A 20,628-nucleotide genomic window follows, 5' to 3' on the forward strand; every position below is an offset into this window, starting at 1 on the left:
GGTTAAGCGCTCTCGTCCTGTTTTTCCTGAGCCTCGAGCTCATCGATGAAACCGCTGATCACGTCCAGCCCCTTGCGCCAGAAACCGGGATCGGTTGCATCGAGCCCGAAAGGCGCCAGCAGCTCGGCATGACGTTTGGTCCCACCAGCTTCCAGCATCGCGACATAACGATCCTGGAAGGCGCCTGTTCCCCCCTGCCCCTCGGTCGTGCCCTGATACACGCCATAGAGCGCATTCACGAGGCAATCGCCGAAGGCATAGGCATAGACATAGAACGGCGAGTGCACGAAATGCGGCACGTATGACCAGTAGCTGTCGTAATCGGGCGTGAACTCGAAGGCGGGGCCGAGACTGCGGGTCTGAACCTCGCGCCAGATCTCCCCAAGACGCTCCGGAGAGAGCTCACCCTGCTTGCGCTCGTCATGCACCCGGACCTCGAACTGGTAAAAGGCAATCTGACGCACCACTGTGTTCAGCATGTCCTCCACCTTGCCCGCCAGCATGCGCTGACGACGCTTCGGATCGGTCTCGGCATCGAGCAGGGCCTGGAAGGTCAGCATCTCACCAAACACCGAGGCCGTCTCGGCCAGTGTGAGCGGCGTGGAGGAGAGCAGATAACCCTGTTTTGCCGCAAGAAGCTGATGCGCCCCGTGCCCGAGCTCATGGGCGAGGGTCATCACGTCGCGCGTACGCCCATGATAATTGAGCAGCACATAGGGATGCGTATCCGGAGTGACCGGATGCGCGAATGCCCCGGATGATTTTCCCGGCACCGGCGGGACATCGATCCACGCATTTTCCATGAACTGCCCGACCAGCTCACCCAGACGCGGATCGAAGCGCTCATAGGCGTCGCGCACGATGGTCTTGGCCTCATCCCAGGGAATCAGCCTGTCCTCGTCACCGGGAAGAGGCGCGTTGCGATCCCAGTGCTGCAGCTTCTCAAGACCAAGCCAGCCCGCCTTGAGGCTGTAATAGCGATGCGCCAGACGGGCGTAATCTGCGTCGACGGCCGAGACGAGGGCCTCGACCACCTCGTCTTCCACCATATTCGCGCGGTTACGGCTCGATGTCGGACGTGGAAAGCCCCGCAGCCCGTCCTCGATCGCCTTGTCCTTCGCGAGCGTATTGGTGATCAGAACCAGAAGACGCTGATTAGCGCCGAGAACATTGCTGACCTCTGCCGCCGCAATGCGACGCTTTTCCCTGTCCGGGCTGGACATCTGGTTGAGCGCGTCGCCCAGCGGGCGCTCTTCTCCCTCCAGTGTAACGGTCAGCGAGGCCATGGTCTCGTCGAATAATCTGTTCCAGGAGGCGCGACCCGTCACCGATTTTTCGACCAGAACCTGCTCGACGGCGTCAGACAACTGGTAGGGCCGCCACACGCGCAAATCGCGCAGGAACGGGGCCCAGCGGGCCAGATCGGGCTGTTCGAGCAGTGCCGCAAGATGAGCCTCATCCAGACGATTCAACTCAAGCGTGAAAAAGAGCAGATGCGACGAGATGGCGGTCAGCCGCTCGGTCATTCCCTGCGAGAAACGCCCGGTTTCAGGATCGCTCGTATGGGCGGCGAAGCTCAGCTGGGCAAAGGCCCCGAGGCGCCCCATGCGCTGATCGATACGCTCGTAATCGACAATGGCTGCCGCCAGCTTTGACGCGCCGGCCTGGTCAAGGTGGTTCTTCCAGCGCTCGGCGAAATCGCGCGCCTCAGCCTCGCACGAGGCCAGATCGCGCGCGATGGCAGGATCGGACAGCCCCGCATAGAGGTCAGACAGATCCCAGCGGGGCAAGGAGGCGCTATCGGCTTGGGCCATGAATTCGGGTCCTTGAAAATCTCGTGCCGTTCGATCTGGGGTCTTCCCGACCGATTGGCCAGTGGGCCTCACCCCGGCTTGATGGGGAAAAGCACATCTTGAATCGCGCCTGAGGCGCGAAACTCAGCGAAAAGCGGGCTCGTCGAAACCGCGCAGCTTGCGCGAATGCAGGCTGTCCACCCCGCGCTCACGCAGAAGCCGCATGGTCTCGATACCGACCATCAGATGCTGGCTTACGCGCTCACGATAGAACGCATTGGCCATGCCGCGCAGCTTGAGTTCGCCATGGAGCGGCTTGTCTGAAACGCAGAGCAGCGTGCCATAGGGCACACGGAAGCGAAAACCGTTCGCCGCAATCGTCGCGGATTCCATGTCGACGGCGATCGACCGGCTCATGTTGATCTGGGTGAACAAGGCGCGCAGCCGCAACTCCCAGTTGCGATTATCGGTGGTCAGTACCGTCCCCGTACGCAGCCGCGTCTTGATGTCGCGCTCATCCAGCCCGGTCACGCGCTCCATGGCTTCCTGCAGCGCCACCTGAACCTCGGCAATGGGCGGCACGGGCACCCAGGTCGGCAGATCGTCATCGAGCACATGATCGTCACGCACATAGCCATGGGCGAGCACATAATCGCCCAGAAGCTGGGTACGGCGCAGCCCGGCACAATGCCCGACCATCAGCCAGCAATGTGGGCGAAGCACAGCAAGATGATCGGTGATCGTCTTCGCATTGGAGGGCCCGACCCCAATATTGATCAGAGTGATCCCATCCCCATCGGGGCGACAAAGATGATAGGCGGGCATTTGGGGCAGCGAGGCCGCTGGCTGACCCGATTGCCCGTCCTTGGTGTAGATCGCATCCCCCGGCTCGACAAAGGCGCTGTACTCGCCCCCGGTATCGACCTGGGCACGCGCATAGTCGCGAAACCCGTCCACATAACGCTGATAATTGGTCAGCAGGATGAAGCGCTGAAAATGGCGTGGAGCCGTACCGGTATAATGGTGCAGCCGTGCGAGCGAATAATCCGTGCGCTCGGCTGTGAAGAGCGCCAATGCCCGAGGTGCATTCGGGTCGGGGATGATCTCGCAATTGGCGATGGTATCATCCGTCATATGCAGGTCCGGCAGGGCATAGTTATCCTGCAGAAGCCTAAGGTCCGCCTCGGTCAGACCGGTCACCGCTTCTTCCATCACATAAGGAAGCGGCATGGGTCGTTGCGACAGGCCGACATAGACCGGCTGCTTGTAGCACTCGATCAGGTTCTCGATCTGGGCGCGCCAATAGCTGCGGAACAATGCCGGGCGGGTGAGCGTGGTGCCATAGAACCCCGGTTCGAGCAGAACGCCGAAACGCGGTTTGACATCGGCGGGAATGGTGCCACGCGCCAGAGGGAAAGCAAGATAGGGATAAAAGGATTCAGCGGGTTGGCGCGCAGCAAAGGCATCCCGAAGACGGGTCACCCCCTCTTCATAGAGCGCCTCGATACGGTTCAGTGCAGCTTCAGGATCATGAAAGGGGGTAAAGCCGCTCCCGACCCGATCGAAAAGCGTGTCCTGTTCTGCTGCGCTCATCTTCCACCTGTGGCTTCGTGTTTTCGACAGGCTAGCCTGTTGCACAAGGGAGCGATAGACGCAGAAAAAGTTACGTTATAACATACCATATATGACGCATCTCCAGCTCTGCTCCCCGCCAGCCGATAATGATGGCACCTGCCGCAAGGCCCTCTGGCGCCGCCACGAAGGCGATTCCTGGGCCGCCTTCGATGCCCTGCCCAAAGCCATACGCCAGCGTCTGGCCGAGCATGTCTATGATGCCTGGTCCGTTAACGCGCTCATTCTGTGGAAGCATTACAAAAAGGTGCATGGCGCGACCGAGCGCGCCGAACGCGCGATGATCCGCTATCTGGATTACTGCGAACGCCTCGAACAGAGTGCTTTCGTGGCGCAAAATGGCCCACTGCCCCATCAACAGGCTGGCGCGACGCCGCTACGCTACGATTCCAGTCGCTGAAGACCAGCCTTGCCCGATTTGTGGATTGAACATGCCGGGACCCGCGCCTGAACAACTCATGCCCTGCAAGCCGATGTCACAACAAGCCAGTGCCGCAAAAGGATCTTCGGCTTCTTGTCGCGTTTTTCACGACCGATAGCGGATAAATGACAGCGTGTGGGTCAGGCTCACTGTTTTGTCACGCCACGCAATGACTCCTTCAGGCATAGTGGTGAGACATCATGAATTACGAAAAACAACAATCGGCTGTGCCAAACAGTTTTTTTCTTTGCCGCTTTACCTGTCCGGTGCGTCAGATACATGCCGATATTATGGGAGGGCCGCCTGGTGACGGTTTGTCGTTCTGACGCCTCCTGATCCCACTGCAGGGCTTGAACGGCCTCCCCTGCTTGGCGCCCCCTATATCGCGCATCACCCGCTCTGGAGGCGCGCGCTCTACGCCATGATGGGCGTCTTCATGCCGATTGTCGCCTCGGCGCAGAACGGATTGCTGACGGGCAATATCGGCAGCGCCGCCGGTGAGGCTGGCCTGACCACAGCCGAGGCCGAATGGCTGATTGCCGCGTTTGTCGGGGCCGCAGCTTTCGCCAATCTCGTCGTCATCAAGGGGCGTCAGCAATTCGGTATCATGTTCTTTCTGACCACCCTGCTTGGCGTGAACGTGCTGACGGGATTGCTTCTGATCCTGTTCCCGTCTTTCACCACCCTGACCATCAACAGGGTCAGCAATGGGCTCATGGTCTCCACCAATGTGGCAGGGGGCGTTTATTATCTCATCCAGGCCTTGCCCAAATCGCATCGCGTGCTGGCTATCGCGATTGCGATTGCCTGCCTTCAGATGGCCAATCCGATCGCGGCCCTGTTCCCCGTAGAGATGCTGACGCGCGGGAGCAATCATGGCTTTGCCTGTCTGGCCACCGCCATGGGGGCCCTTCAGCTTATCCTGGTTCTGCTGCTTCCCCTGCCACGCACCAATATGGGGCGTGTTTTCGAAGGGCTCGATGCCCTCTCGGCCGTGTTGCTGTGCGGCGTCTCGGTCTGTCTTGCCTCGTTCCTGACTTTGGGCAAGACCATGTGGTGGACCGACACCCCCTGGATTGGCTGGCTCCTGATCGGCACAATCGGTTTTGCCGCGGCGGCCTTCGCGTTCGAGAGTTGCCGCACACGTCCCCTGTTGCAGATCAGCTGGCTCAGCACCGGCACGATCCTGCGTTTTGCCATCGTTGCGATTGTCGAGCGACTGCTTCTTTCCGAGCAGACCACCGGTGCGACGGGTCTGCTTTCACAGGCGGGTCTGCTTAACGACCAGTACCACACGCTTTATCTGTTCGTGATCCTGGGCATGGTCACAGGCACGACCGTCATGGGCCTGACCCTTTCTGCCAGAGCCATTCCCTTCCAATGCGTCGCCGCACTCCTCGCTATTGCTTTCGCGTCATGGATGGATGCCGGCAGCAACGCCCTGACGCGTCCCGTTGACATGTATTTCTCCCAGGCTCTGCTTGGCTTTGGTACCACATTGTTTGTCGGGCCCGCCCTGCTCTATGGCGTCATTCTGGTCCTCAAATCGGACACCAGCCATTTTATCTCAACCATCTACGTATTCGCCATCACCCAAAGTGTTGGCAGCGTGACGGGCGCTGCGCTGCTGGGTAGCCTCCAATATTACTACGAGCGCTATGCGATGGTCGGTTTTGCGTCACGCCTTTCCGACACGGCTTCGTCCTCGCTTGCTGCCTCGAAGCTGGGGCTTTCATCGCTTTCGAGCACGCTGAACTCCCAGGCCAGTGTGATGGGATATCTCAATCTCTTCGGCTTCGTGAGCGTGTTCGCGCTCGCCGCGGCGGGGCTGATCCTGGGTATCCTTCTGTGCAAACACCTCATTGATCTCACGAACAGACGCTTCTCATGACAGACCAGCCCCCCTCCTCCTCAAGCCACGCTGCGGCGTCCTCAGCTGTGCCCCAAAACAGTGCTCCGCCTCCGGTCTGGCACCCGCCACGGCGCACGCTGCCTGTCCTTGCGCTTGTGGCCCTTCTGACCGTGATCGTGATCGCCTGCGTTCTGGCCGCCTTTGATCTCACGCCTTTCGGGGCGGACGGAGTGAGCACAGATGATGCTTATCTGCAGGGTCATGTGACCATCGTGGCCCCCGAAGTTCCGGGCTATATCGAAGGGGTTTATGTCACCGATTATGTACCCGTGCATAAGGGCCAGCTTCTGGTCCAGATCGATCAGAGCACCTATCTGGCGCGCGTGGCCCAGGCAGAGGCCGATCTCGGCAGCCGTCAGGCCGCCCTGATCAATAACAGGCAGAACCAGGCATCGGCTCGCGCAAAGCTTGACCAGCGCCAGGCAGCCCTTCTGACAGCGCGCGCCCATCTGACGCATAGCAGCGCCGATCATCGTCGCCAGGCCGCACTCGTGGGCGATCAGAGTGTCTCGCAGAAGGAATATGACGCGGGGCTGGACAGCTTCCATTCTGACGAGGCTTCGCTGCGCCAGGCCCAGGCTGATGTGCGCGCGGCAGAGGCGGATGTGAAATCAGCCGATGTGCAGGAAGATGTCCTGAGCGCCGATGTCCGCCAGGCCCAGGCCGTACTCGACTCTGCACGTATCGATCTGAACCGCACCCATATACGCGCCGCAAGTGACGGGGTCATCGGCCGCACGGGGGGCACGCATATCGGTGCCTATGTCGGTGCGGGAACGGCTCTCTTCTCGCTGGTGCCGAACGAGCGATGGGTGGTGGCAGAGTACAAGGAAGCCCAGACCGGCAATATCCGCGTGGGACAGGCGGCGTCGTTCACGGTAGACGGGCTGAACGGCCAGAAATTCACGGGCCATGTGTTTCGCATCGCCCCGGCGACCGGCTCGGAGTTCGCCCTGGTGAAGCCCGATAACGCAACGGGCAACTTCGTGAAGATCCCACAGCGTATCGGCATCTATATCGCGATCGACCCCAACCAGCCCAATGCCGAGAGACTGGCTCCAGGCATGTCGGTGGAATCCTATGTCGCAACGCCTGGAACAAGCACTGCGGCTGCGCCCCCCGCAACCAATCCGCAAGCTCAACCCGTGGCGAAGGATGGTGCCTCGTGAGCCGCCTTCGCCTTACCGGTCTGATGGCGGGGCTGGCTGCCCTGCCCTTGCTGCTCGATGGGTGTCAGAAGGGGGATTTCATCCTGCCTCAAGGCTCCGGTGTCACCGCACCGGCCTCGTGGCGCGCCGACAGCACGTTGCAAAATGTCGAGGGGCTCGACCCGCAATGGTGGGCCCAGTTCGGCGACCCGGTTCTGGTGACTCTGGTCACACAGGCTCTGATCGCCAACCCGGACCTGGCTCTGGCATCGGAGCGCGTACTCCAGGCACGTGCGCAGCTGCGTCTCGCCCTGAGCGCCCAGCTGCCGCATATTGACGGTCAGGGGCTTGGTATCGGCAACGGGCATCTCATCGGCCAGAATTTCAACACCTATATCATGGGCGGCGGCCTCACCTTCGATGTGGATCTGTTCGGCAAGCTACGCGAACAGACGCGCGCAGCACGTGCCCAGACGCTGGCGAGCGAAGCCGATCGTGAAACGGTCAGACTGGCATTGATAGGCGATACGGTACGCGCCTATGTGGCGTTGCAGGCCTCGCGCAGCGCGCTCTCCATCCTTGAACGCACACTCAGCGTGCGCACCGCCGAACAGGCGCGTATGAGCCATCAGCTCAAGGCGGGTTATGAAAAAACCAGCTCGCTCGATCTCGCCAATGCCCAGGTCAGCGATGCGGAGGCCCAGATCGCCTCGACCCGTCTGCAGATCGCCCAGCAGGAAGACGCCCTGAGCGTGTTGCTGGGGGATATTCCGGGCGATCAGATCAGGACCATGACCGCAGGACTGCCGCTCGAGGCGCTGCGTATGCCCCCTGTCGTGGCGCCCATCCCGGCGCGGATACTCTCGAACCGGCCAGATCTGGTTTCGGCAGCCGATCAGGTCATCGCAGCCGATCACTCGCTCAAATCCGCACGCGCTGCCTTCCTGCCCGATATCACGCTCAATCCCGGAATCGGCACCGCAGGGGGGGATTCGCCTATCTCCGGTACGGTCTGGGCGCTCGGTGGCAGTGTGCTTGCGCCGATTTTCGAAGGCGGGGCCCTGCGTGCGAAGGAAAAAATTGCGGTTTCGCAGCGTAACCAGGCCGCATGGACCTATCGCAAGACCGCTATACAGGCCTTTCGCGAAGTGCAGGATGCCCTCTCGGGGACGACCCATCTGGCGGCCCAGGAGGTCAGCCTGTGCAACAGCTTTGCCTCACGCCGCCATACGCTCGAGGATGCCCGCAAGGAACTCAGTACCGGCTATGTCAATTATTTCGATGTCGCCGATGCCGAGACGGCGTCGCTCTCGGCAGAATTGCAGACAGTGCAGATCCGGGCCTCGCGTCTGGCCGAGCTGGCCACGTTATATCAGGCGGTAGGCGGGGGCTGGAGCCCGCCGGACAACCAGAAGCCCGCCACCCACCCGCCGGTCAGAAAGGGCTGAATGTTAAACGCCCGCCTGCCATAAGGAGGCGGGCGAAATGCCCTATCGAACACGTATATCCACCGCGCTTCCCGCTCCCGTAGCATCGACCAGCGCGATATGGACGAAACCCGGTCCATCGGGTTTCCATGACGGGGTGATCCCGACCGGCGTGTCGAGCGGCACGCCATTGATCAGCCATCGATAGGGCTCGACGCCCCCCGTGGCGACCAGACCGAGCGGTGTTGCGCTTCCGTCATCGGCGAAACTTTCGACAATGCCCCCATTGGCAGGCTGCACGATCTGGGGGCCCATGCGCCCCTCGAGCTTCTGCAAGGCAGGAGACAGCCGCGCGGGCACGAAGGCGCTATCCACCGCGGTTTCGCCCTCCTCGGGAAGGATATCGAACACGCGCATCAGGACCGGTGCGCTGGTAGTGAGGCCGGTAATACCCGGTACCGCCGTGCCATCGGGCCGCCCTCCCCACACCACGGCCACCCAGTCCCCTCGAAGCCCTGCTGCCCATGCATCGCGCTGGCCATAAGAGGTGCCGGTCTTGAAAGCCACACGCAGGCCTCCAGTGTCGGCCCGCCCTCTGGGCAAGGGTGTGCCACTCAGGATCGAGAGGATCTGACGGTTCGCGCGCGCTCCGATCAAGGGGATGCCGGGACGCGGCTCCACGGGCCAGTCGAGCGTGAGGGGGCGCGATACCCCCCCATTGGCAAAGGCGGTATAGAGCCGCGCGAGATCGAGTGGCCTTATGCCGACACCCCCGAGGGCCAGGGCAAGGCTGGGCGAAGTGTTCGCGGGGAGTTTCAGCACGATCCCCGCCGCGTCCAGTGTCCCGGCGAAATATCCTGCCCCGATCATGTCCAGCGCACGGACGGCAGGCAGGTTATAGGAGCGCTGGAGCGCCGTACGCACCGTCGTGGTCCCATGAAAGATGCGGTCGTAATTACGGGGCGCATAAAAGCCAAAACGCGTGGCGCGATCCTGAATGAGCGTATCGGGCGCGAGCAGACCGAGCTGAAATGCCATCCCGTAAATGGCCGGTTTGAGCGCCGAGCCCGGTGAGCGCCAGGAGGTGATCATATCGCCCGCGCAGCCTGCACATCCATTCCCTGCGTGACCCTGCCACGCGGCGATGCTGCCATCGCGCCGGACCACCAGCGCAGCCCAGGTGCCGCCCGCAGGCGGGGGCGTTTCACGCAGGATCTCGGCCAGCCCGGTCTGGAGGCGACGATCCAGCGATGACCTGTAAACGCCACGCTGGCCCTCACGCCATTGCCATGTCAGAGCTCCAGGCGCCTCATGAACGATGCGTTCTACATGGAGGGCATAGGGCATGGCCCCCCGTCGCGACCAGCCGGTATCGGAAACAGCGTCCAAGAGCCGTGACACAGCCGCGCGTGCAGCCTCAGGATGGCGGTCGGGCCGCAAGGCGTGGGGATGGCGCGCCATGGCGATCAGCAGCGCCGATTCCTCCTCACTCAGATGCAGGGGTTCATGACCGAACCAGAGCAGGGAAGCGGCCCTTATTCCCTCGATATTCCGGCTTTCGGGCGCGAGCGTCAGATAGAGATCGAGAACCCCTTTGCGTCCATAGCGCCACTCGAGCTGCAAAGCGCGCGCCATGTCCTGCATCTTGCCCCGCACGCTGTGACGGTGCGGTTCCAGCAGACGCGCGGTCTGCATGGCCAGGGTCGATCCCCCGGAGACGACATGGCCACGCGTCACGAGTTGGAAGAAGGCGCGCGCCAGTGCGGGAGCGTCAATCCCCGGATGCTGCCAGAAACGGCGGTCCTCAATGCGCAGGAGCAGGGCAAGATAGCGCGGGTCCGTATTCGCGCGTTCGGTGGCAAATCGCCAGGCACCGTCGATGCTCACGCGGCCATCGATAATCTCGCCCCGCCGATCCTGCAGAAGCAGGGCCTGTTGCCGGGCGCGCTGCATGTCGGGCGGAAAAAGGCGATCCGCCCCCCACAGCCCGCATCCGGCCACCAGAGGGACCGCCAGAGCGCCCAGCAGAAACCCCATTCGCCGCTTCAGCGGCCTGTATTGCCGCCACAGCGTGCGTACGGAACGAACCCGACCCATTCTCGCTCCCGCATTCCCCCCAGCGCGCATCCCCTTCTCCGGCGTGGTCATCGTCACGCGGCCTCAGCGAGGCGCAATGACGATCCGACCGGCCGCCGAGCTTCCCATGACGCCAGGATTGAAGCGATCCCGGACCAGTGTTTCGGGCCGCAGAAACTGCCCCGGCGTCACCGCACGCACGATATAAGCGAGCCGGAACGCGCTGGAGCCAAGCTGATCGCTCCCGCTCGGGCGGTAATTTCCCCCGGCGAGGTCGAACGCGGCCACATAGCGGTCATCGCGCAACGCGACATGAGTCGTTCTCGTCGTTTCGCCCAGGAATGCCGGCCCGGCATCAGGTCGGCGCGTCTCGGATTCCTCATCGTCATGGCTCTGTCCCTTCACTGCCGATTCGATTTCCCAACCGGCGGGAAGCAGATCGGTGAGAATGCAGTGATGCGCGTTGCGGTCTTGCGCCTCTCCCTGGATCACCACGAGGAAGCGATCATTCTGTCGCCCCTTGGCGGGATCATAGACCGTGCCATCCAGGTTCAGGGTCGAGACATGCATGGTGAAGCCGGATACCACCGCAGCAGGCACTTCTTTCGGGGTACCGGAGAGCGTGACCGTCAGCCAGAGCGGTGTCGTGCCGGTATTGGTCAGGCGATAACCGTCCAGCTCTCCCGGTGCGGGCATGAAGGAAGCGGGCATCGCGATCGGACGCGGAAGCTCCTTGCCATTGACCGCAATACCGCGCGTCGGGTCCGGGCGGTCCATGGCGCGTGCGGCCTCCAGCAGAGCCGTGATGGTCTGTTGTGACATCCAGTCCAGAGGCACGTCGAGCATGGCGAAGCGGTCAGCCAGTTTCTGGGCCATCCCGTTATTGCCGCTCTCAGCCGCCAGGGAGACCAGGCCGCCAAGATCGCGCAGATACGTCCAGTAGCCGAGATCGAACAGGGTCGGACGCCCCGAGCGAACGGGACCAAGGGCATTGACCGCCATGCCGAACAGCATGTTGCTCATCGGGCGTTCATTGCCGAGTGCCAGACCGCCGGCCAGATGACCCAGAGCCAGGGAATTGGCGAAGGTCGCGCTGGCCGCGTTATCTCCCCAGAAGATGCGGGTTGCCCCGTCCGACAGCCGCGTGGTCGCCCGATCGCCCAAAGCCCTGAGGGCTGGAATATCGAGTCTGCCTGCGCGGGCCAACAGATAGAGCGCATAAGCGCGTGTCTCGGGCGTGACGGCTGCTTCGGTCCCGCGTGCAAAGCGATCTTCATCGCCCGGTGACTGAACCTGGGAGGTTTCAAGCCAGTCCAGCGCATGGTCGAGCGCATGAGCCGGAACCTTGTAGCCCGCCTCGCGCGCATGGATGAGGAAGTCGACGACGTAGAGCTGCTCCCATGGAAAGAGCGCGCCGTCATTCAGTCGCCATGACCCGAACCGTCCACCAGCGTCTTCCCGGTCGATCAGCATATCGATGGCGGTCCGGATACGCTTGTCGGCCCCTTCAGGAACGACGAGACGGGCAATCTGCTCATGCCCCTTGAGCGCCAGCAGACCGCGCGCCGACGCGGCAAGGCTCAGACTATCGGCCCCCATGCCCGACTCAAGCGTCTGAAGCAGGCCTATCGTGTCAATGCCCTTCACTCCGGAATAGCCCAGCGTGACGGCGGAGCTTCCGGGTTCAAACGCGTCGAGCAGACTGGCCGAGGCCTGATAGCTCTCACCCGGCGCCTGGCTCTGGAGGCTGGAGCGGGTGACGGGCAGATGGCCGGGGCGTATCTGGATGTCCCAGCTGCGCTCGAGCATCACGCGTCCCTTCGGATCCTGCAGCTTTGCCATCAGATGGGCGATACCCGCCTCCTGCGCCTGAAGCGGGATGCGGAACGACTGACGCGCGCCTCTCGCCAGCTCAGCCTCGACGTGGGTCTGACCTGTCAAACGCACGGGACCGCTCGCTGAGAGCGTGACGCTGTAACGGCCAGCCGCCCCTTCCGTATTCACGAGCGAGACGAGGCTCTCCGTCACGTCATGCGGCGCGAGAAAGCGCGGCAGGGTCAGATCGGCGAAGACGGGGTCACGCACGAGCATATCGGATTCCGATGTACCAAGCGCATCGTCGGACCATGCGGTAACCATCACATGGAGCGTCCCCTCGAAATCGGGTACAGCCAGAGGCACGACGGCCTTGCCGTCATCGCCAACGCTGACCTCTCCCGAGAAGAGCGAAACGACGCGGGTAGAGGTGACGGCAAGGCCTGCCCCACCGTCATCGCCCTCATCGCCCCCTTCGCGGATCTCTCCGCCCTGACCGATCGGGGTCATCAGATGCGCATAGCTGTCCTTGACCTCGAGCGCGAAGGCATGGCGGCCATAGACCAGATCGAACACATCGGGCAGCTTCCAGCGCGTCAGGGCCAGAATGCCCTGATCCACGGCCGAGACCACCAGATGCACGTGTTTGGCCCCTCTGACCGTTATCGGAAGATTTGTCGCGACCCGGGGACGGACAACGGACGGCGCAGCCACGTCAAGTTGCAGGCGATGCGCCGACTGATCGATCCCGATATAGCCAAGCCCCACCGCGCGAGAGGGTTCGTGAGGGCGCGACGGGGTATCGAGCGGCCTGAAGGCCGTGACCAGAACATAGGCCCCACCCGGCCATTTCGCGCTGGCAGTGACAGGGATATCCAGTCCGTCCTTGGGCAGGGTGACCGTCTGCACGCTTTCGATACGATCGGTCGCGATGAGAATCTGGGCTTTCCCGGCGAAGGGTGCCTGCACATGAACGACGGTCTTGCCGCCGATGGGCAGCACCTTGTCCCGGATCGACAGGCTGAGGCGGTCAGGGGCATTGGGCTTTTCAGCCGCGTCGGACCACCAGCCCGTGGTGAAACGCTGTGAACTGGCCGCGTTGCTTTGGGGGTCGGCAATCACCATGCGATAGCGCCCGCTATCGAGATCGGTCGCGAAATGCGCGCGCCCCTGAGCATCAGTGACAAAGTCGCCCGATTTCACCGGTTCGTCGATCACATGGCGCACGAAGTGCCAGCCCCCGCCATTCATGATCCAGTCATAGGTCTCGTTTTCGCGCACGAGAGTCCATTTGAGCGTATGAGCGGCCAGGGGGCGATTATCCGGCCCGACGAGGAGCGCATCGACCGGCACGGATTGGGGCGCGCTCTCGCCACTCGACGGCGGTGGCGTCACACGCACCCCGATGAGAGGCCTGTTGCGCCTGATCGGCAGGGTCAAGGTCTTGCTGACAGCGCGGCCAGCCGGATCAAACAGGCTGACGCGAAGCTCTGCCTTGAGCGGCAGGCTGAGCCCCTGCGGCAATTCCGGGGCGATCGTCAGACGGGCGTGACCGGACTCATCGGTCTGGGGTACTTCAACATTCTCCTGATCAGGGCTGAATTCCTGAGTCTGCAGCCCGAAAGCATATCCTTGCGCACCGGGTACAGGAGCCTCATCGCGCATGATACGCGTGAACGCCTCCCCCCTCAGATGCGCGGCTGGCGCGCCGTAGAGATAACGCCCAGTCAGGGTGACATCCAGCGGCTCACCCTCGGTGATTGCAGGATGCTCGGGCGTGGCATCTACGGCAATCGTCTGCGGCACGAAATCCTGCACAAGGAGGGTGGCGCGTCCGATCGGGGCGGAGGTCGGATCGACCAGGGCCTCGATCGTCCAGCTCCCGGCCGCTGCGCCAGGAGAAAGTGGCAGCGCCACCACGAAGCCGCCATCGGCCTGCGGCCTGAGCAGGTCCGTTCTGGCACGAACCCCGTCGGGTCGGCGCAGGACAAGCGTCAGGGGCAGATCAGGCAGCGCCTTGCCCGTCGAATCACGCAGAAGGAGTGTAGCATTGACCGTCTCACCGGGGCGGTAGATGCCACGATCGGTGACAATGACGGCCTGTTGCGGTCCCGGCGCAGGGTGACCCTCGGCACCGCGATCGGAAAAATCGAACCATGCCTGGTTCAGCGAGGTCATCGAGTAATCACCATCCGGCCCGGTCGCGATGAGCGATACCGCCTGATCGGCGCCCTTGCCCTTGAGCAGTCCGGGCGCGAATGTGACCAGCCCCTCGCTATCGCTCACCGCCTGCCCCAGATCATCCCCGCCCTGAGCGACAAGGCGAATGGCGACGCCCTTCATGGGCTGGGCCGTGGAGAGGGCACGGGCATAGACATGCAGCCCGTCAGCGCCACGATAGGTCGTGAGCGCCATATCGCTCACATTCACCCAATGCGCCGCAATCGATTGCTCCTCACGCGGGTCATACCCCTCATTGCCGGTGCGCACTCTGGGCAAAGGAGCGGCAATAGCGCTCTCGGCCCGGGGCGTACGCGCATTCTCGGCGGTGACGAGGTAAAGCCCGGGCTTCTGGCCCTGGATCACGCGCGCGATGGGGAAGGCCGTTACCGCGGTTGCGTTGCGCCCGCCCGGCGTATCGAGCGTACCGGACCAGACCTGACTCAAACGCTTCTCGCGCAACGCATTGAACTCGTAGCCGTCCAGCGCGGTCGCGCCCATATCGATACGCGGATAGCTGCCGTCGCCGCTCATGCTCTGGCTGGCATTGGGCGATACGCGCCAGACACTGACCCGCACCTGTCCCATATTGACCGTCTGGACATCCAGCCCGGCTACACTCCGGCGTGGCAGAATGAAGCCTTCACCGGCTAGGCTCAAACTAGGTGTCCGGTCCCCGGTAGACATGCCGACAGAAATCGGCGCGTCGAGCGTATTGCCACGCGCATCATGGACACCGGTCGTGAGTGTGACCTTGTAGCGTGTCGCCCAGGCCAGCCCGCCGAGGCAGAGATCGCGATTGCGTATGGCGATATCGGGGCGAATGGCCGGAGCGATCTGGACATGATCGGCGTAATGCGGTCCAGCCTGACTATCGAGCGGGGCGGCGAAGCGCAGGCAGAATTCGGGGGTCTTGCCGCCAGTATTCAGCAGACTGCGCTGGAACTGCATCGTTCCGGCCTGGGCCGCCCCGGTAAGAAGCACAACCGAGGCCGCGGAAAATGCCAGAAGGCTCTCGCCCCACCAGATGCTGTGAACTCGCCGCGCCATGTTTTCTGCCCCGCCGGTTGGAAACGAGACTCCGTGATGAGCCGAGGAGAAGCGGAAAACAAGTATCGATCACTCAATCTTCATGGATCGATATTTGAGACTAGTGTTCCGGGGCGCCCTTTATCAGCATTATGCCTGGTGTTTCCGGTCAATACGCATGTCTATGCCATATTGTGTCAATGTCGGCGGCGCGCTCCATAAGCCAGTGCCTCGCTCACCAGATCGAGCGGTCGAAGATCCAGAGACGACTCTCCCGTGTCGATCAACTGTGCAAAATGGCGATAAACCCCTGCATATTCCCGACTCTCCTCCAGAGGAATCACGTGCTCTCCCCGGCTCAGATGCGCCCCCCCCTTGGCGAGACAGAGCGTATCGCCCTCAGGCAGGCTCCAGCGGATCTCCCAGATCTCACTCGCCGGGTCGTGCCGCCAGTCGAAACTCGCCGTGATCGGACAGGCCGTTCTGCCCCCGGTCAGGCTCAGTTCCGCGCGTGCCGGGGCTTGCTGATCACCATAGAAATCCAGGCGCGCCTCCTGAAAAACCACCGGCTCCGCGTTGGTTACGGTCAGGATCGACAGGGCATTGATCCCGGCATCGAAAACACCCAGAGCGCCAGGACGCCACAGCCAGTCCGCACCAGGATGCCATTTATCAGCATTTTCCTTCCATGTAATCGCAATCGAAACGGGGTCGATATCGCTCAGCAGGGACCGTATACGGGGGATGGCCGAGGCATAGACCGAGTGCCAGGCCGCAAAAATCGTCACCCCTTCGGAACGGGCCAGATCGCGCAGCGCCTGGGCCTGGGAGCGGGTCAATGTCGGCGGCTTTTCAAGCAGCACATGCCAACCCGCCTCGATGGCTTCCCTAGCGAGCATGTAGCGCCTGTCTGGCGGGGTGCAGATCGCCACGGCATCAACCGCAATCCCGCTTTCCATGAGTGCCGCAATGCTCTCGAACACGGGAACCGACAGGTCGACCGGCACGGGTGAGACCGCAGCGACAAGGTCGAAAGACGGGCTCTGTTTCAGGGCGGGAAGATGCTCATGACGGGCAATATGCCCGACACCGATAACTGCAATACGGATCATGGACGCGGCTCCTGCAGAACGGGGGACCGGGTGCCGGGCACGGAGCCCCAGCGCGCATAAAAGACAAGATAGAGATAGCACGCAAAAGGCAGAAGATAGGACAGGGAAAGTCCGATGCGATCCGCGAGGACTCCCTGGAAAATCGCTGCCGCCCCACCTGCAATCGCCATGATCAGCCAGCCTGCCCCCTGCTCCGTCTGGGGACCAAGTTCGGCGATGCCAAGGGAGAAAATCGTGGGGAACATGATGGAATGGCACAGTCCGGTCAGGATGAGCGCCCACATGGCCACCGGGCCGGATGAGGCGATCACCACGAGAATAAGCAGCGCCCCGGCGAGGCTGACGAGCCCAAGCAACAGGTGCGGGCTGACCCGACGCATCAGCGCGGCGCCAAGGAAACGCCCTGCCATCGCCCCGCCCCAGAAGAAAGCCACGTAATGCGCGGCCTCGGCGTGGCTCATATTGCCGATCTGCTTCTGGGAGATGAAATTGACCAATGTGCTGCCAATACCAATCTCACAGATCATGTAAAGGAAGATGGCAGGTACGCCCCAGAACAGGTTGCGATGCCGCCATACGCTCCCCGATGCGGCCCTGCCCGCATCGCCATGTTCCAAAGCCGCGTGGCGTCCCGGGTCGATAGCCGGCAGGGGAAAACGCCAGACGATAACGGCCATGATAAGCAGGACAATCGCGATCAGCCCGTAGGGAAGCTGGACCATCTGGGCGTCCTGCACCCGTTGGGTCAGGGAGGCGGCGGCATCGCCCGCGGCATTGTCCTCATGGGAGCGCGCGAAGATCAGCACGCCACCGAAAAGGGGGGCCAGGGTGGTTCCGAGCGAATTGAACGCCTGAACCATGGTGAGGCGGCTGGAGGCGGAAGCCTCGTCACCAATGACCACGACATAGGGGTTGGCCGCGACCTGCAACAGGGTGATGGCCGCTGCGAGAAGAAACAGCGCGACGAGGAAAAACCCGTAGGAGAAGAAGGCACTGGCAGGGATGAAAAGCAGACAGGACACCGCCATGCCGACAAGACCGAGGATGACGGCTCCCTTGTAGCCCAGCGCCGAAACGAGACGCGAGGCCGGGAGGGAAATGACCAGATAGCCAAGGTAGAAACAGAACTGCACCAGCAGCGAGGCGGTGTAATTTAGCGAGAAGGCCGCCTTGAGATGGGGCACCAGAATATCATTGAGGACGGTCGCAAAGCCCCACATGAAGAACACGCTGGCAAGCAGGGCAAGAGCCGCGACGGAAGACGTCGCCGCTCCGGGTTTTCGGACGGAAGAAAGCATGGGCACCCCTGGGATACGGGAATTCCGGCCAAATGGCCGAAGGCATGACGCCGACCCTAGCGGATGAATTTTATGCAATAAAATAGTTAATGCGGCGTCATATATTCCAATTTGATTATGTGAAGCGTCGGGGGATAGGGGGGCATCTGCCAACCCGCTCATATCGCACGGGCCTCTGGCTCGCGCGCAGTCGAGACGCCGGTCGTGACCAGCACGAGTTCCAGCCGTTACCCTGACACGCATGTCACCTTGTTAATTTCCTGGGATAGGCTACTTGGAACTGGCCGATTGGCCTCTCTCTTCCCAGGCCTTGCCTGCCTCATCCCGACTGGCAAACACGCGCCTGATACGTGCAGTGCGCTTCGACTTTCTTGCTGAGGCGCGCTCAGGGGACCGCGGGACGGCCGATGTCCTGAAACATAGAGGGGCTTGAGGGAACATTCCTTGTGGCTTTCGAGGCTGCCGAACACCAGGACTGATGGGTGATAGTGACAGCGCACTTCGAGCGGCAGCCCAGCTTAATATATTTAAGACAGCAGAGAAATATGGGCAGGTTCCACAGGTCATGGATACGGATATTTTTCTGGTCCGTAATCTGCGCTCGCGGCTATGCGCTGAATTGGTACCAGCAGATAAATCCGCTTCGATGGGTGAGCACAAGATCGGGCCTGCGGAACTCAACGATCCGCGGTAGAGATTCAAGCACAGCGAATTAGCGATCCGACCTGACAAACCGCATCAAAGATCTCCCAGGATCGCAAGTCTGCTCGAACTCGGCCCCTGTCGCCGAGATCATTATCAGGTACTCGCTCAGCGCGTGAACCACATGTCTCCATGTATGTCCCTCACGTAACACTGATAACATTAAGTTGATACCAAGGATTGAGCAATAAGAGCGAGTCGACACTGTTCTGATACCGGAATATAGACATAAAAAAACATCAAATAGAATAGAGACACCCGCGTGATGTGAGGATATCTCGTGTGATACTAAAGTTAACCGCCAGGCTCCGGATCTGGCTCTCGGCCGCCTCTGTGCGACCCAGCGAGATAAGCTGAGGGGAAGCTGATCGATCGTGCAAACGCTGAAATATGATGGCGTAGACCTTGTGGTCCATTTTGCTCCCAATGGTGGCGACCTTGTTTGCATTACTTTCCCACCACTCGGCTACACGAATGAAGCAAAGACCAGTTTTTTTGCCCAAAAGCCGCTGGCGAAGTCAGGTATTTCTGCCATCGGAATAATGTCCAAACGTGATCACTGGCTTTACACCGAGGACCCCACTGAAGAAATAAGAGTAATGGCTCTCGTAGCCGAGCTCGCTGCGCAATATACGAATGTTGTAATCTTGGCTGCTTCTATGGGGGCCCACGCGGCGCTTCGTTATGCGTCCAGGTTGAAAGCTCAGGCGATTCTGGCGCTTGCTCCAAAATGGTCTCTCGATCCCGCCGTTTTTCCCTCGGTACCGGAGCGCTACGTGCTCGAGAATTTTCGACCATGGATGCGGGGAATGAAGATAGACAAAGAGGGCACAGCAAATGTTGCCCGCATCTATCTAGCCTATGATCCTCAAGATGAGACGGACTCTGCGCACGCTTGCAAGATAATGTCCGAGTTATCGAACATTATACCGATCCCATTCTTCTACGTAGGACATTATCTCCCCCCTGTTATCTCTGGTTCAACAAACATTGGCGCTATTGTTAGAGGCCTGGCGGAATTAACCCCGCCAAATTTTGTTTCGATGGTGCAACGAATTCGCCGACAACATCCCAACATGATGCGCGGAATTATAATTGAACATGGCGCACGCAGGCACCCACACTTATGCCTAGCGCTCATGAGAAAACTAGAGGCGGGCAAACCAGGAATCGATGGACGCAAAATATCCCGCGATCCGGTGGTACTGGCCCGCCTCCTGTTCTCACTCAGATCAGATCACGAGGCGACCAGCGATTGCTTGAGACTACTCGACACCAGGGACTGCCCCCCTTCCTTTTATTCAATACGAAGAGGTGATCCGTCCGATCCAGGAGTTTTCAACCTACTTACCTTTCATGGTCAGACGGTATACCTCGACCTGCTCAGTGAACGTGTGTTCGGCGGCCATCCGACACATGCCAACGCTAACTCGTTAAGGCTATGTATAGATTCGAGAGACGTTGAGCTAAATCCCTTCGTGGAGTTTCACGGTGAACGATATTACCTGAAAGCCGCAGGAGCCGAGATGAAGCTGTGCGTCGAGTCAGATCGAAGTGCGAGACTTGTCGAGTCGCTGAGCGGGATGTGGTCCCACCTGCGTTTCAGTGCTTCCAGGACAGAACGTGCTTACCTTCTGGCGACAGATCACGGGTTTGCAAGCTTCCTTCCTGGAGGATGCATGGAGTACTCTGATCGTGACATGCAATGGGAGGCGCTAATTCTCGTCCCTGCGATTGATGGAGCGAAGACCCTACTCAACCTGAGCGAGAGAACTGCAAGCGCAATTTCATAGCATCGTTGATGTCGCGAGGCAGCATCTCAAAATTCTACGCATTGATACTCATGGGCGTAGCCTGAGCACATTTACCTCGTGAGTGTTTATGAGCCTCTTCTAGGTCGCGTTGCCAAAAGGGGTATTTAGAGAAGCTCCATTCTGATTCAAGGCTGCTTTTTATGGGGCAGCCATGGATTGCGTAGACCTATCGGACGCAGAGTGGGACGTGATTGGGTCGCTATTGCCGCCTGAGCGAGGCGGGCGCGGC

At 61.1% G+C, this 20,628-nt stretch carries 11 protein-coding genes; 5 read left to right on the top strand and 6 right to left on the bottom strand.

All coding sequences use genetic code 11. From position 1 onward, the window contains the following. Positions 1–2: 2 nt before the first annotated feature. The gene (locus tag AA0535_RS13515; RefSeq protein ID WP_264817127.1) at positions 3–1,814 is read right to left on the bottom strand and encodes a M3 family oligoendopeptidase; all 1,812 of its coding nucleotides are present in this window, start codon (positions 1,812–1,814) and stop codon (positions 3–5) included. A gap of 123 nt (positions 1,815–1,937) precedes the next feature. Further along, positions 1,938–3,386 carry an AMP nucleosidase gene (locus AA0535_RS13520; protein ID WP_264817129.1) on the bottom strand — a complete coding sequence of 483 codons (1,449 nt, stop codon included), beginning with the start codon at positions 3,384–3,386 and terminating at the stop codon, positions 1,938–1,940. Positions 3,387–3,477: 91 nt separating this feature from the next. Between AA0535_RS13520 and AA0535_RS13525 the strand changes: the two genes are divergently transcribed. The 4 genes from AA0535_RS13525 to AA0535_RS13540 all read left to right on the top strand — a co-directional run bounded on the left by AA0535_RS13525 (position 3,478) and on the right by AA0535_RS13540 (position 8,354). After that, entirely contained in the window at positions 3,478–3,825 is a 348-nt protein-coding gene (locus AA0535_RS13525; protein ID WP_264817131.1) for a DUF6525 family protein, read from the top strand. Positions 3,826–4,267: 442 nt separating this feature from the next. Further along, the gene (locus tag AA0535_RS13530; RefSeq protein WP_264817133.1) at positions 4,268–5,737 is read left to right on the top strand and encodes a hypothetical protein; all 1,470 of its coding nucleotides are present in this window, start codon (positions 4,268–4,270) and stop codon (positions 5,735–5,737) included. Further along, positions 5,734–6,927 carry an HlyD family secretion protein gene (locus tag AA0535_RS13535; protein WP_264817135.1) on the top strand — a complete coding sequence of 398 codons (1,194 nt, stop codon included), beginning with the start codon at positions 5,734–5,736 and terminating at the stop codon, positions 6,925–6,927. The genes AA0535_RS13530 and AA0535_RS13535 overlap by 4 nt, the downstream gene beginning before the upstream one ends. Beyond that, on the top strand, positions 6,924–8,354 hold the full coding sequence (locus AA0535_RS13540; RefSeq protein ID WP_264817137.1) for an efflux transporter outer membrane subunit: 1,431 nt from the start codon (positions 6,924–6,926) through the stop codon (positions 8,352–8,354). Before AA0535_RS13535 ends, AA0535_RS13540 begins: the two co-directional genes overlap by 4 nt. A gap of 42 nt (positions 8,355–8,396) precedes the next feature. Here AA0535_RS13540 and AA0535_RS13545 read toward each other — a convergent pair whose 3' ends face one another. The 4 genes from AA0535_RS13545 to AA0535_RS13560 form a co-directional block, all read right to left on the bottom strand. Beyond that, positions 8,397–10,430, bottom strand: coding sequence for a transglycosylase domain-containing protein (locus tag AA0535_RS13545; RefSeq protein ID WP_264817138.1), 2,034 nt, complete (start codon positions 10,428–10,430; stop codon positions 8,397–8,399). A 63-nt stretch (positions 10,431–10,493) separates the two neighbouring features. Further along, positions 10,494–15,494: an alpha-2-macroglobulin family protein gene (locus AA0535_RS13550; RefSeq protein ID WP_264817139.1), complete on the bottom strand. Its 5,001-nt coding sequence runs from the start codon at positions 15,492–15,494 to the stop codon at positions 10,494–10,496. 176 nt (positions 15,495–15,670) lie between these two features. Next, positions 15,671–16,585 carry a Gfo/Idh/MocA family protein gene (locus AA0535_RS13555; RefSeq protein ID WP_264817141.1) on the bottom strand — a complete coding sequence of 305 codons (915 nt, stop codon included), beginning with the start codon at positions 16,583–16,585 and terminating at the stop codon, positions 15,671–15,673. After that, positions 16,582–17,883, bottom strand: a complete 1,302-nt coding sequence (locus tag AA0535_RS13560) for a sugar MFS transporter (protein ID WP_264817143.1) — start codon at positions 17,881–17,883, stop codon at positions 16,582–16,584. The genes AA0535_RS13555 and AA0535_RS13560 overlap by 4 nt, the downstream gene beginning before the upstream one ends. A gap of 1,076 nt (positions 17,884–18,959) precedes the next feature. Between AA0535_RS13560 and AA0535_RS13565 the strand changes: the two genes are divergently transcribed. Beyond that, complete coding sequence (locus AA0535_RS13565; protein WP_264817145.1) at positions 18,960–20,378, top strand: alpha/beta fold hydrolase; 1,419 nt, start codon at positions 18,960–18,962, stop codon at positions 20,376–20,378. Positions 20,379–20,628: the final 250 nt, after the last annotated feature.

The sequence above is a fragment of the Asaia krungthepensis NRIC 0535 genome (genome assembly GCF_025995175.1).
In the GTDB taxonomy this organism is placed as follows: domain Bacteria; phylum Pseudomonadota; class Alphaproteobacteria; order Acetobacterales; family Acetobacteraceae; genus Asaia; species Asaia krungthepensis.

What these genes read in the sequence shown, in the direction of transcription:
- AA0535_RS13555 (WP_264817141.1), bottom strand. Translation starts at nt 16,585, where the DNA reads ATGATCCGTATTGCAGTTATCGGTGTCGGGCATATTGCCCGTCATGAG.
- AA0535_RS13550 (WP_264817139.1), bottom strand. Translation starts at nt 15,494, where the DNA reads ATGGCGCGGCGAGTTCACAGCATCTGGTGGGGCGAGAGCCTTCTGGCA.
- AA0535_RS13515 (WP_264817127.1), bottom strand. Translation starts at nt 1,814, where the DNA reads ATGGCCCAAGCCGATAGCGCCTCCTTGCCCCGCTGGGATCTGTCTGAC.
- AA0535_RS13530 (WP_264817133.1), top strand. Translation starts at nt 4,268, where the DNA reads ATGATGGGCGTCTTCATGCCGATTGTCGCCTCGGCGCAGAACGGATTG.
- AA0535_RS13560 (WP_264817143.1), bottom strand. Translation starts at nt 17,883, where the DNA reads ATGCTTTCTTCCGTCCGAAAACCCGGAGCGGCGACGTCTTCCGTCGCG.
- AA0535_RS13545 (WP_264817138.1), bottom strand. Translation starts at nt 10,430, where the DNA reads ATGGGTCGGGTTCGTTCCGTACGCACGCTGTGGCGGCAATACAGGCCG.
- AA0535_RS13520 (WP_264817129.1), bottom strand. Translation starts at nt 3,386, where the DNA reads ATGAGCGCAGCAGAACAGGACACGCTTTTCGATCGGGTCGGGAGCGGC.
- AA0535_RS13535 (WP_264817135.1), top strand. Translation starts at nt 5,734, where the DNA reads ATGACAGACCAGCCCCCCTCCTCCTCAAGCCACGCTGCGGCGTCCTCA.
- AA0535_RS13525 (WP_264817131.1), top strand. Translation starts at nt 3,478, where the DNA reads ATGACGCATCTCCAGCTCTGCTCCCCGCCAGCCGATAATGATGGCACC.